We start from the raw sequence: 13,772 nt of genomic DNA, 5'->3' as shown, positions 1-13,772 counted from the left end.
GGATTGTAGAACATGCTTATTTTTGCTCACCGCGGCGCCAGCGGTTACGAGGTTGAAAACACCTTAGCCGCCATGGCTAAAGCACTGCAATTAGGTGTCCAAGCTATCGAGCTTGATGTCCATAATGTCGAAGGCGAACTGGTCGTATTCCATGATAGGCGGCTCGATCATAAAAGCTCAGGCACTGGCGTCATCCACTTAATCGATCGTGCCTACCTTGAAAGCATTAATGTGAAGGGTGAGCCAATCCCAACACTCTGGCAAGTGCTTGAATTGGTTGCGGGTCGCTGCATAGTCAATATTGAGTTGAAGGGCATAAATACCGTTGCACCTTTGCTCGACTTATATCCAAAGGCATTAAACGAACTCGGTTTTACTCCTGAGCAATTGCTGCTTTCCTCCTTTAATCACCCCTATCTGCAGGCAGTAAAGCAGGCATTACCTGGGGCCTTAGTCGCACCACTCCTTGCCAGTATTCCCTTAGATGGCGCGGCGGTAGTCAGTGAACTAGCGGCTTACTCATTACACTTAGATATCAGTTTTATCAGCCAAGCTCTGGTAGATGATGCCCACCACAGGGGCGCTAAAGTGTATGTCTATACCGTCGATCATCAAGATGATATTCATGCACTTAAGCAAATGGGGGTCGACGGTATTTTTAGCAATTATCCCGATCGGGCCATGAAAGCACTCACTCAAACCAGCAGCACCAATTACCAAGGTTATTTTGAGTAAGTGAGTTATCTAGGGTGATTAAGCTTGGTTATTTCGCTGTGCCCAATAGCCGATAAAAATAAACATGGCCAGAATGAGTAGAAACATCCAATGGGATGGCATAGCCACGATTTGCCTTGCCATCCAAGGGATGACTTTGACAATCAATAGACCATAGCCGAAGGCATTTACAATAATAAAAACAACGGTTCGTAACACAAAGGAATGCCCCAAAAGATGGCGCCTGATCGTGCGGTTAATATCGGCCGAAAACACTAAAATCAGACACACCAACATAGCGGTGGCAATATCAAATGCCCAAGGGCGCAGCATATTCCCCAAGTGGGCAATGATCGCAACTAACTGTTCAAACATAATACTCAACCTAAAAAGGTGCTACGTAGCCCCAAATCTTGACCACCAGCACATTGAAAAATAACGATAACCAAGCATAAAGGGAGACGCCATGGGGCACAAGTTACTCTTACTCACTAAGGCAAATGAGCATTATCGCCAACTGATTGAGGCACAAAAGCTAACGGATCTCGTGTTACTCAGTGATGACCCCGCCAATATCGCTAACGCCGACATCTGGCTCGCTGAACCTAAACTCGCCGCACCTTTATTGCCCCACGCCAAAAAACTGCAATGGCTACAGTCTAGCTTTGCGGGTATCGATGCCCTACTCAGTCCAAGGGGAAGGAAAGACTATCAGCTCACTAATATAAAAGGAATTTTTGGGCCGTTAATGAGTGAGTATCTGTTTGGTTATTTGCTTGCACATATCCGTGGACACCATTTTTACGAGCAACAACAGCGGCAAAAAAACTGGCAGGCTCAGCCCCCAATGCGCCACTCGACATTACAAGGAATGCGGCTCCTACTGCTCGGTACGGGCTCTATTGCACAGCAAGTTGCACAGACGGCAAAACATTTTGGGATGCAAGTGACGGGAATAAACCGCAGCGGTCAAGCCGTTGCAGGGTTTGATCAAATTGAAGTCATATCAAGATTAGAACTAGCCATAAATGATGCCGATGTGGTCGTCAATTTGCTGCCAAGCACACCGGAAACGCGCAATATTCTGAATGCACCTAGGCTATCAATGCTAAAGGAAGATGCCATCCTGATGAATGTGGGCCGTGGCGATGTATTAGATCTCGATGCACTCAATGCGCAGCTTATCGCCCATCCGTTGCAACAAGCGGTATTAGATGTATTTCACCAAGAACCTTTACCAGCAAGCCACCCTATTTGGGACAGACCTAACGCTGTGATCACACCACACATTTCGGCGCCCAGCCATCCAGAGCAAATCGTTGATATTTTTAGCGATAACTACCATAGATTCATCAAAGGTGAGCCCTTGTTATCCCAAATTGACTTTGCTAGGGGTTACTAAAATGCGCGCCGCGTAACAAAATAAGTAAAGACTTTGGCTAAGATAAAAAATCACGATTGCATTTGATAAGTGTTTTCATTTAGAATTAGCACAATTCAGATTGGGGACGAAAAAATGTACGTTTGTCTTTGCCATGCAATCACTGACACGCAAATTAAAAATGCCGTAAGCCAGGGCGACAGCTCACTCGCTGATGTTAAGAAGCGCTTGGGTGTTGCAAATCAGTGTGGTAAATGCGCCAGAATGGCAGTGCAGATCATTCAGAACCAATTAGAACTCGAGCCAAATTATTACGAGGTCGCTTAAGCTCTGAAGTTTTCGTTCGGCCTTTGCGTATCCCTCTACAGACCCAAACGTCTCCTTGACGCCCCTCTAATTGACCTCTCTATCTAATATCCCTCTCTATTTAATTGATCTATTTCGAATTAACCCAATCAATAGGCAGGCTAGCTTTCGCCTTTGTCGGCCATGGGCGCATTTGTGCAAGTGAGTAAAACCACACCTGCGGTTCGGTTTATTGATGGTGCCCCCATTACGCGCCTCCCCACTAAGTGAACCAGCAAAATGGGGGGCGGCAGCGGTATTACATCGTTTTTGCTATTTACGTTTTAAAAGGTAAGCGGCCTCATTCAGCCAAGGCACTTCTTTCTTTATAAACCTTGGGTTATCCGCAAGCACATCCTGACAATCCAAGAGTTGGATTTCAAAATCCTCGGTTAAATATGTCTCAATCCAAGTCGGTGATACCGCAAACGGTGGGCCGTTTAATGCCTCCTGCGGATAATCTAAGGTCACGAGCAAGCCTAGGCTGCCACTGGGTAATAAACTCGCTAATTGCTTAGCATATTGGGCACGCATACTTTCGGGCCAAGCGATCAAGGCCGCACGGTCATAAAATGCCGTCACATCCTGCGTAAGTTCATTCGGTAAGGTGAAGATATCGCCTTGGTATAAACTGATTTGCTCGGTTTGATAATGCTGATGCTCGCCCACTGCGGTTTTGGTCATCTCGAGCTGGTTATCACTGAAAAATTGCTGCACTGCTAGCTCATTTAACTCACAACCTATCACTTGATGGCCCTGTTCGGCCAAAAAGCACATATCCAATGACTTACCACACAGGGGAACAAAGACTTTGGCAGTGGCCGGCAATGCAAGCTTCTGCCAATATTTAACGAGGAAAGGATTGATATCCTGTTGATGAAAACCTATTTGCTGCTGATGCCACTTGTCATGCCAAAAACCGGGTTCCATAGCTATATCTCAAATCACTAAAATGACCCTTACTCTAATGGCATTTCTCTATGGATGCAAAAACTCTGATATAGCAAGTTAATCATAGGGATGTAAAGACTCACTTACTGATCTAGCGCAGCCTGCACTTTACGAAGCCAAACACAATTATCACACTGACATTGGCGGCGAGATAAGTGATGTGGGCTCAGGGAGGAGTCAATAAAATCCACCGCAATCAACAATTGCTGCTTCAATTCGGCAATGGATTTTTTCTCTACCGCAACGAGTTCATCGTTCTGGTTCATCCAAATGCATTCCATGCCCTGATGACAAGTTAAACACTGCTCATCACTGTCATTAAAAAACACCGCGTGGGGGCAATGGGTCACCTCCATTGACTGTAGGATTCGTTTACGCGGATATTCTAATAGTTCAATCAGTAACGCTTTATATTGGGCGGGCATATGCCCTCCTTCAAATACATTTTGCCTGCGGGTTATTTAACAAAATTTTATCCCATCCATTACGCCAAAGATTACCTATAGTTCACCCAATTTAATTTGATATAAGTCAAAGTCAGCGACGAAATGATGGGATAGGTAAGCCGACAATCACGCTAACTCTCAGCCTTATACATAAATAGGTAAAAATAAATATTGCCCTTATTTGATTATTTCCCCCGCTTACTGGTTAAATGAACAAAACAAGGAGCACGATTTTGCAAACACCCCAGCTACAGCATTTTTACATTTCTGAAGAGCAATCCATCTATTTGCTTAAGGCCAATGATGCCCGCAAGCACAAGGCTTGGATCCGTCTCTGTAAACAACAGCTGAGTAAATTGGGCTATACCGATATCGAATTTATCGGCAAGGGGGCCTATGGCTTCGTTTTTGCGGGAGTCAATCTTGCGGGCGATGCCCATGTCTTTAAATTTTCACGGATTAATCTACCGCAACATATTCAAGACAGGCTCGAAGAAGAAGCCTTTATGCTGTCCTTGCTCAAGCATCCCAATGTTCCCGCCGCCATCAAATTTGAGCGGGTCGGCAAGCAAGGGATCCTAGTGATGGAACGCGCTAAGGGAGAAGATCTTGAGCAGCTTTGCCGCCGTTTAGGCGCTCTGCCCACGGCCATGGTGATGAGTATTGCCCGGCAATTGGCCGATATCTTGTATTACCTACGTACAGGTAAGCCATTGGTTCATGGCGATATTAAGCCTTCAAACTTAGTCTATGATACCCAAAGCCAACACTTGTCATTGATCGATTGGGGCTCGGCGGTATTCGCCCAGCGGGACGAATATAACAAGCCCGTCGAAGATAACGTCATGGCGCTGATGTCGAGCGATCAGCAGCACACCAATGCCCGCATGGGGGACGTGTATTTTATCGGTGAGGAGCAGCTCAATGGCGCCCTCTCAAGCCCACGTTTTGATGAACAAGGGGTTGCGGCAACCTTATATGCCCTCGCCTCTGGGCAAGCGAGCCGTTTCGGGGCGCAGGTCATTCCCCCCACCAGCATAGGGTTACCTATGGAGCTTGCCCGCACCTTAGAAGGCATGCTCAGTAGCGATGCCAAGCAACGTAACATTGCGGGGGATTACTTTTTAAAAAGCATGCGCCACAGCCACAGATTACACCTACCCGAACTGCCGAAAGCTGAACTACAGGGTGAGATCCCCGTCTGGGTGCAGTCCCGTGAGAAGGATGTAGAAACCGTGAGCTACAGTTCCCGGAAATCCTTTTTAAAGGAGCATAATGCCCAAGATCCGATCGCAAAAATGGATGATATTCAGCTCGAGAAATACTATCGCAACTTCCTCGCGGGCATGGGCGATACCGAAAAAGGCTTTATTGCCGCTGTGGGTCGGTTAGCGCAATATCCTATCGTCGGTGGACTCGCTATCCATTGGCAGGAAACTGGCGTGTTTATCGATTCCAATCTTGCGATTTACGATGCCAAACAAAAAAGCGCCTTAATTATTGCGGTCAATAATATGGTCACGCTGGCACGGGGCATTAAACGTATCGGGGTGTTTAAGGCCTGTTTCTTTAACGCGAGGGACACACTGCATATCGAGCGGGAAAACACCCACGAACCCTTTGTCGCCAGTGCCGATTTACAACTGCCCTTCGAAGTCGGCGATGTGCCCACGCTCGAGGATAAATCGCGGTTACATTCCTACTTTGAAGACGGCAAAGATCCCGATGAAAACCTGGAATTACCGAGTGAAATCATGGAGGAATTGGCGCGGATCAACCAAATCCACCACACGGGCTGCATCATTTTTGAGGCGCTGCCGAATCACTTAAAGATCCACAGCTATCTGAAATTACTCAACCCCCGCAAACAGGCGGCGTTTCGTGCCAGTCTCGATCGTATCTTGCATTATGTCGGCAAAATCCAAGGTCATGGCGTATCAGGCTTTATGAAATTGCCCTACAAAAACACGCGGCGTTTTAATCACCTAGAGCGTAAAACCGACTATTTTTACCCCAAAAACCCTAAAGAAATAGGCGCTTAACTGTTGCGATTTCAGCTACGCCTATTTCATTTTCTAGCTAATATTTTCAAGCTTAGATAGGCGCCCCCGGTGGTAGAGTAAGAGGCTGAGCTATCAGCCTTGCCTTAGGATCCCCAAGCCCAGCACTGAGCACTTGCAGCAGCCAAGTATAATGGGCAGCCCGGGTTGCATTGGCCCGATTCGCCTTCGCTTTTAATTGCTTAATCACAAATTGAGCGCGATCGTTAATCATGGCTTTAACCTCTGGTGACGTCTCTGAATGGTGCAGAGTCGCAAGCAGTTCATCAATCACTACCGCATTGACCCGCATCCACACGCCTTCAACCAGCCCAAGCTTATCCTCTTGATATAACGTGGCGGCAAATAACTTATCGAGCAAAACGGTTACGGATAACTGCTCATTATCCACCATCGACGCTTGGCTAACACGGTTCAAACGCTTAGGCATCAATAACAGGTTAATGGTATGGCGACTAAAGACTTCGGCCATTCCGAAGGGATCCGTTTGGACACCTAAACCTGAGTCAAAGGATTCCCGTGATGCCTGATAATTCCCCGCCTTGGGCACTAAACTATCGAGTAAGGTTTGTGGTACGGTTAAACTCGTCGCATCCAAGGTTTTAAGCAAGGCATCTAAACCCGTAGACTGCAACTGCGGTGCAATATAGCTCCAGCGGCTACCTTCGCCAATCGATTGATAGTTATAGTCGATTCCACCGATAAACTTAGCCACGGCATCGATTTGATAGCGGGTGAGCAAATAAATCGGGGCAAATGCATCGGCCAATTCCCCGAGTGGCTCATTGGCTAATAATGCCGTACTGGAGAAACCTTCAATCGCTTTAGTGCGGATCCTATCGAGCTGCGTTAACTGGGCAATAGGATCATCACCGCTATCCCACAGACTCGCATAGGCATGGCTGCTATCCTTTTGGCGGGAATCTGCCTCGCCTATATAGCGCAAGCCCTTGCGCGCAACTTCTGCAAGCAACTGAGTTTGAAGTTTTTTCTGCGCACTTGCATCCCCTTCATCGCTGTAACCATAGGCGATGGTAAAATTATCCCAAGGTCCAACACTGGTGGTATAGGGCGCTGAAATATCAATATCATTGCCCTTTAGTTGGATTTTAGGATGGGGGTAATCCATCACTGAGGCATCCTGATTGGTGGAGGCGGCAAAGTTATGATCTAACCCTAAGGTATGGCCGACTTCATGGGCGGCAAGCTGGCGAATACGGGCTAAAGACAGCTCAGTTGCGGCTTTTTCGGCCGCGGCTCTATCCTGCCAACCCGCAGTGAGCCCTTTAGCAATCAAATAATCCTGACGCACACGCAAACTTCCAAGGGTGACATGGCCCTTAATGATTTCACCGGTGCGCGGATCGGTCAGCGCGGCGCCATAGGACCAGCCCCGTGTAGCCCTGTGCACCCATTGGATCATGTTGTAGCGTATATCCTGGGGATCGGCATCTAAGGGGAGTAATTCGACTTTAAAGCCATCGATAAAACCCGCTTGGGTAAAAGCACTCTCCCACCAACGCGCACCGTCGAGCAGTGCCGAGCGGATCGGCTCCGTGACTCCCGGATCCAGATAATAGATAATAGGCTCAACCACTTTACTCGGCCCAGGGCCGGGATTTATCTTCTGTAAGCGATGGCGCAGGAGAAAACGCTGCACCAAAGGTTGGTCAAAGGGCGTGGCATAGTCGCGGTATTCATCGGATAAATAGCCGCTCATAGGATGATAGGGCCGGGGCTGATAACCAGCGTCAGGAAGCTCAACGAAGGAATAACGCATCCGCACCGACACGAGGGAGCCATCGGGCGTGACCTTAGCGACTTCGTCCCCGACGGTATCGCCTTTGAAAGTCAGCTGCACATCGACATCAGCATTTTTCGCAAAAGATTTAACTCTTGCGGGCAAGAGGCTCGAGCGACTCACATCGAGGCGATAATCCCCCTGTGCCGTGCGTTGTAATGCGGCAGCGACCCCGTGTAAATCATTGAGTACCAGATCGTTAATCGCCACCAAATCCGGCTTTCCTTCAAGCACTTTACCCTGCCATAGTACAGAGTCGGCAAATGCCTCCTCAACGGCCCTTTTCTCGGCGGGATCCTGAGTATCGGCACGATACTGGGTATTAAGCTGCTTTAACTGCACATAGGGGCCTTGACGCTCAAACTGCACCATACGTGTTTGCCCAAGCTGACCACGGTCGAGACCAATATCGTTCGACCCGACCCCTTCGGGTAAGCTAGTCACCAATAGAAAAGGCTGATTAAGGCGGTTGACCTCAAGGTATAACTCCCCCTGAGATTCCTCGTAATAGAGATTAAGAAAACCTTTAGCCTCTTGGCTCTGCTTAATAATCTTGGCGCTAGGCACGGTAGCTGCGACGGTAAGGGTAGGAAATCCTAATAGCGTTATGGATAAGGCTAAGGCTAAACGTTGGGGTTTCATCTTTCCTCCTATTCGGCTGGCTGCATTATTGACGCTATAGGCGACTGGCAATCGCGATACTCTGTAGCGCAGTTAAATAACGCGGGGCCATCACTGGCCCCAAGCTCAGATTAACTATGCTGATGTTTGTGTTTGATCCAGTGATTTAAGGTTTCAAATAACTCATTGAGCACTATGGGTTTAGTAATATGGGCATTCATACCCGCCGCTAAACTCTTTTCCCTGTCGCCCGACATGGCATGGGCCGTCATGGCAATAATAGGCAACTCATCGGCACTATAACGTTCCCGCAGCGCCCGTGCCGCCGTTAAGCCATCCATCACTGGCATTTGAATATCCATCAATACCGCATCGAATGGACGGGAATCGATAGTATCGAGGGCAATTTGGCCGTTATCCGCCAGCACCACTTCATAGCCCGCACTCTTTAACAGTTCGGTCGCCACTTGCTGGTTGATAAAGTTATCCTCCACCAATAACACTAATCCCGTGTGCTCGCCTACTTCTGACTCGATTTCCACTTTAGGTTGAACCACGTTTAATCTAGGTTCATCGGCAAAGGCCGCGATGATTTCATCGAACAGGCTCGAGGCCTTAAAGGGCTTTTGCAACACGGCAAACACATTGGCACTATCCACCTCATGCTGTAAAGGTTCTGCCGCATAGGCCGTCATCATAATAATGATGGGTCGCTTAGGGATACGCCCCTCGGCCACCATAGTATCGATGGCGCTGATCACATCACCGCCGTCCATTTCAGGCATCATCCAATCGAGTAGCAATAGATCTATGGGATCCCGTGACAGCTTATACAGGGCCTCGGCACCGCTGGCGGCGGTATCGACTTCGAAGTGGAAATCCCGCATCACAGCGGAATAAATTTGCAGGGCCGTCGGGTTATCATCAACCACTAAGGTACGTAAATTATTGAGTTTTTCCGGTACCACTAGCGGCGCAATTTTCGCTTCTTCGGCAATTTCAAAACTGATAGTAAAGCTGAAGGTACTGCCCACCCCAAGCTCGCTCTGTACCTGCATCTTGCCGCCCATCATAGACACTAGATGCTTACTGATCGACAGGCCTAAACCTGTGCCGCCATACTTACGGGTCGTCGAACCGTCGGCCTGGGCAAAGGCATCGAACAGTTTCTCCTGCTGATCTTTGCTAATACCAATGCCGGTATCACGCACCCAAAATTTCAGGGTAATGCGGTGATCCCGCTCGCCCACATCCTCACACCCCAGTTCGATTTCACCGGATTGGGTAAATTTGACCGCATTTGAGAGCAAGTTAATCAGCACTTGGCCTAAACGCAGTGGATCGCCCTTGAGGATAAGCCCGGCGGTGACGGGGGCATAGAGCAACAGTTCAACGCCCTGCTCCTGTGCCTTAAGCGCATTAAGATCGAGTGCATGGTCGAGCACTTTATCCAGCGGGAATGGCACCCGCTCAAGCTCAAGCTTACCCGCTTCAATCTTAGAGAAGTCGAGGATATCGTTAATAATCCGTAGCAGGGATTGCGCCGAGAATCCCGCCTTTTCAAGGTAATCCTTTTGCTGCGCCGTTAACGAAGTGCGCTGGGCGAGCTGCAACATACCAATAATGGCGTTCATCGGCGTGCGGATCTCATGGCTCATATTCGCCAGGAATTCACTCTTGTAAAGGTTAGCTAACTCGGCGTCTTGCTTAGCCTCAAGCAAGGCCACTTCGTTACTCTTTTGTCGGGTAATATCTTTATGTGTCCCCAACATCCGCTTAGGTTGACCATCGGCGGTAAACTCGACCACCCGGCCGCGGGAAAGCACCCAATGATAACTGCCATTTTTACCCAGTATACGAAACTCAATTTCATAGGCATCGACGGGATTTTGCAGGTATTGATTACGGTATTCCTCCACCCGAATACGGTCATCCGGATGGGTTAATTGATCAATTGCCGACAATAGGGCTGGGAATTCATTGGTTTTATACCCCAGCATTGAATAATAGGCTGGGTTACAGATGATCTGTTCCGAATCGAGATACCAGTCCCACAGGCCATCCTCCACCGCGTCCATGGCTAAGTGGTAACGCTCCTCCGAGAGCCGTAATTGCTCGGCGGATTCGTATTCCCGCGTCACATCACGCCATACGGCAATCAAGCCCTGTAGCTCGCCGCGGCGGTTATAGAATGGCAGTTTTAAGGTATCGAGCAGTAGGGGCTTGCCCGCCAGTTCGACCTTTTCCTGGTAGCGCAGTGGTGTACGATCCTTGAGCACCTGCTCATCCTCGGCGCGGATCCGTATCCCCATTTCAGGCGACGTTAAATCCTCCGAAGACAGGCCTATCATCTCACTCTCGGTGTAACCCAGCATGCGCTCCGCCGCCTTGTTACAACCTAAGTAGTTGCCTTCTTTATCTTTAAAGACAATCGCTTCAGGGATTGAATCGAGTAGGGATCGCAGTAATGCATACTCACGTTCACGCCGCTCTGTGGTTTCTTTTAAACGCTCGGTGCGCCGCGCCACGAGCTTATCGAGCCGTTTATTTTGCTCCGCCAGATGGTGGGTATATTGTTTGTTTTCTTCAAAAATCCGACTGACCAATAGGAACCAAGGTTCCCAGCCATGGGTAATTTTCTCGGGAGGCTTGCGGGGCTCTTGGGAGCAGCCCTCGAGGTGTGATAACAGGCGCGATGCAGGGCTCACAAAGGAGCGGCGCGTCTGCCAATGCACTATGGTCACCAGCACTGAGAGGGCGATAACCACCAAAATAAAGGTCAGCTGTAATTTTTCCCACGAGTCTTGGAATAGATCGTCCTCATCCTGCAAATACAATAAACGCCACGGCGCGTTATGCAGGGCAACCGAGTGGATATAGTAACCGTTGCGGATTATGCCTTCATGGGCATCGAATAATTCAGACTCGGGCAAAGAATGCAGTTCGGAGGGAATACGTTGACTGATGTGATAGACCCGATTGATGTCGGAATTGTCAAAATCACTATGGGATAAAATATTGTTCTGCTGATCGAGCAAGATCACTGTGCCCGGCATCTTAAAATAGACTCGAATTTGCCGCGCCAGCGAGGCCAAGGTCATATCTAAATTGATTGACCCCATAAATTCATCTTCAAGGTAGACGGGCACACCTAAGGTTGTCAGCAGCCCCTTGCCCGTCGAGTCCACATAGGCCTCACTCCAAAATACACTGCGCTGCGGGTTCATCGCCGGGGTAGCGTATTGGAATTGTTTCTTGTTGAGCAGCTCATCCCGAAAGCGTTGTTCGTCATTGGTCCAGGGGAAATAGGACATTATCCTTTGCCTGGAAAGATAGTAAATCGCCGAGGCCTTGGGGGCCGCTTCCTTAGCGACAGGGAAAGACAAAGATAGCTCGAACAACATCTCCAGTTCTTGATAAAACTTATCGCTACGACCATCGAGGGACCCAGCGCCGGTGATCCGCCCCATATTGGTGAAAGGCTTGCCGCCCTTAGCGTAGTTAGGTTCTAAGGTAAAATACTGGCCGCTTTCGTTAAATTTTCCATATTGAGGTAAGCGATCTTTACGGACTAACTCACCTAAACGTAAATGATCGACGGCAACGTCCCGTAAACTCTTTACCGCGCGAATACTCGACTCGAGTAACAAGTCGATTTGCAGCACATGGCGCTCAACCTGTTCCTCACGCTGTTCCATTTGTTGGGTTTTCTGACGATCGAAAAACATCCATGCGGTTAATAACGACATGACAATAACGCCAATATACGTATAAAAAACGGCACGGTTGTAATTCTTCTGGATCGGCGATTTTAGTTGGAGATCCGGCTCACTCGATTTCATCCACTACCCTTGCTTGCAGCGCTTGATTTTAGCCATCGGCGGCAAAAACTATTGGGCTAATATACTAGCAGGAAGAAACCCTCAATCACATCAAATAATTATTGGCCGAATGCCATCCATGCCCATGATAAGTCGATTAAAAAAGAAAAGCAGGACGAAAAACAAAGGCCTCAAAGATGAGACCTTTTGTAACAAGCTTACCGATAGGCTTATAAGTGCTCTTCGGCGTATTCGGCGAGGCGTGAACGCACGACACCGTTGAGGTACAGATTTGCGCTGCCTTCAAAGTCTTTAAAACGTTCGACTATATAGGTCAGCCCCGAAGTAACGGCGGTTAGATAGTTAGAGTCAATCTGTGCTAAGTTACCGCAACAAATCAGTTTTGTACCCTCGCCCATACGGGTGATCATGGTTTTGATCTGCGAGGCGGTGAGGTTTTGGCACTCATCCAATAAGACAACGGAGTTTTGGATCGAGCGCCCGCGCATAAAGTTAATCGACTTAAACTGAATGTTGGCCTTCTCCATGATGTAATTGAGGCTACCCGTCGGATTCACATCATTCTTGTGCAGCACTTCTAAGGTGTCGGTAATGGCCGCCAGCCAAGGCATCATTTTCTCTTCTTCGGTGCCGGGCAGGAAGCCGATTGATTCGGCGATTTCAGGGGTATTACGGGTGACAATCACTTTGTCGTAGCGATTACGCTCAACCACCAGTTCTAGGGCGGCCGCCATGGCGAGCAAGGTTTTACCGCAACCAGCAGGCCCAGTTAAGATCACCAGATCGATATCGGGATCGAGCAAGGCTTGCAGCGCCATGCCTTGGTAAACATTCTTAGGCTTAACCCCCCATGCCTCAAGGTTTTTCATCCGCTCGCGGCCTAAATCTAAAATATGCAGATGGGTGTCACTGCGTTCGGTAACGCGACCACAAAAATCCGACTCCGTGTCGATAAGATATTGGTTAATATAAAATTGATCGGTATCTAAGTCTTTAATTGGCACTTCATGGATAGTATGTCTGCCGTGGCGCTCGGTGGACACTTTGTTTAAATGCTCCCAAAAATTCCCCTCAAACTGATAAAAACCTTTACTGAGGAAGCGAATATCATCAATCAATTGGTCGGTGCGATAATCTTCAACCAATTGAATGCCCGCGCCCTTCGCCTTGAGGCGCATATTGATATCTTTAGTGACTAATACCACGGTCCGTGGATGATGCAGGTTTTGTAGATGCAGTGCAGTGTTGATAATGCGGTTGTCATTGCCATCCCCCGGCAAGGCGCCTAGGGTAAAATCGACGAGGTGATCGGGGAAGATAGAGAGCGAACCTATCGCATCGGCATGCCCCTCTCGGCTGGGCAAAGGAACGCCGTTGATAATCTGCTCCGGTGTAGTATCACCGCCTAAGGTATCTTCAAGTGCCCTGATGGCGACCCTAGCATCCCGACTCACATCACTCTTTCGATCTTTTATCTGGTCTAACTCTTCGAGCACTGTCATTGGAATGACTACGTCGTGCTCCTTAAACGAATAGATCGCCAAAGGTTCATGTAATAACACATTGGTATCCAGTACAAACAACTTTCTGTCGTCTTGTTCCATGGCGCCT

The 13,772-nt window shown here is 48.5% G+C and carries 10 protein-coding genes; 4 read left to right on the top strand and 6 right to left on the bottom strand.

Going from position 1 to position 13,772, the window contains the following annotated elements:
- Positions 1–12: 12 nt before the first annotated feature.
- Complete coding sequence (locus tag JFT56_RS03085) at positions 13–735, top strand: glycerophosphodiester phosphodiesterase (protein ID WP_198782258.1); 723 nt, start codon at positions 13–15, stop codon at positions 733–735.
- A gap of 18 nt (positions 736–753) precedes the next feature.
- On the opposite strand, the gene JFT56_RS03080 is transcribed toward JFT56_RS03085, so the two are convergent.
- Positions 754–1,089 carry a DUF3392 domain-containing protein gene (locus JFT56_RS03080; RefSeq protein WP_198782257.1) on the bottom strand — a complete coding sequence of 112 codons (336 nt, stop codon included), beginning with the start codon at positions 1,087–1,089 and terminating at the stop codon, positions 754–756.
- A gap of 91 nt (positions 1,090–1,180) precedes the next feature.
- On the opposite strand from JFT56_RS03080, the gene JFT56_RS03075 reads away from it, so the two are divergent.
- The gene (locus JFT56_RS03075) at positions 1,181–2,116 is read left to right on the top strand and encodes a D-2-hydroxyacid dehydrogenase (protein ID WP_198782256.1); all 936 of its coding nucleotides are present in this window, start codon (positions 1,181–1,183) and stop codon (positions 2,114–2,116) included.
- Positions 2,117–2,230: 114 nt separating this feature from the next.
- Entirely contained in the window at positions 2,231–2,422 is a 192-nt protein-coding gene (locus JFT56_RS03070) for a bacterioferritin-associated ferredoxin (protein ID WP_007644598.1), read from the top strand.
- 291 nt (positions 2,423–2,713) lie between these two features.
- Here the strand turns inward: JFT56_RS03070 and JFT56_RS03065 are convergent, their stop codons facing one another.
- Both JFT56_RS03065 and JFT56_RS03060 read right to left on the bottom strand, forming a co-directional pair.
- Entirely contained in the window at positions 2,714–3,370 is a 657-nt protein-coding gene (locus JFT56_RS03065) for a thiopurine S-methyltransferase (protein ID WP_198782255.1), read from the bottom strand.
- Between the two features lie 104 nt (positions 3,371–3,474).
- Complete coding sequence (locus JFT56_RS03060) at positions 3,475–3,816, bottom strand: hypothetical protein (protein WP_198782254.1); 342 nt, start codon at positions 3,814–3,816, stop codon at positions 3,475–3,477.
- Positions 3,817–4,070: 254 nt separating this feature from the next.
- On the opposite strand from JFT56_RS03060, the gene JFT56_RS03055 reads away from it, so the two are divergent.
- Positions 4,071–5,879 (top strand): protein kinase domain-containing protein, encoded by a 1,809-nt coding sequence (locus JFT56_RS03055; protein WP_198782253.1) that lies wholly within the window; start codon positions 4,071–4,073, stop codon positions 5,877–5,879.
- Between the two features lie 52 nt (positions 5,880–5,931).
- Here JFT56_RS03055 and JFT56_RS03050 read toward each other — a convergent pair whose 3' ends face one another.
- From JFT56_RS03050 to JFT56_RS03040, 3 genes are all read right to left on the bottom strand, one after another.
- Entirely contained in the window at positions 5,932–8,340 is a 2,409-nt protein-coding gene (locus tag JFT56_RS03050) for a zinc-dependent metalloprotease (protein ID WP_198782252.1), read from the bottom strand.
- 110 nt (positions 8,341–8,450) lie between these two features.
- The gene (locus JFT56_RS03045; RefSeq protein WP_198782251.1) at positions 8,451–12,161 is read right to left on the bottom strand and encodes a response regulator; all 3,711 of its coding nucleotides are present in this window, start codon (positions 12,159–12,161) and stop codon (positions 8,451–8,453) included.
- 209 nt (positions 12,162–12,370) lie between these two features.
- Complete coding sequence (locus tag JFT56_RS03040) at positions 12,371–13,765, bottom strand: PhoH family protein (protein ID WP_198782250.1); 1,395 nt, start codon at positions 13,763–13,765, stop codon at positions 12,371–12,373.
- Positions 13,766–13,772: the final 7 nt, after the last annotated feature.

Origin of the sequence: Shewanella putrefaciens (genome assembly GCF_016406305.1) — a bacterium.
Classification (GTDB): Bacteria; Pseudomonadota; Gammaproteobacteria; order Enterobacterales; family Shewanellaceae; genus Shewanella; species Shewanella putrefaciens_C.
Note: the sequence above shows the minus strand (reverse complement) of the source record. Positions and strands in the feature narration are given on the sequence as shown.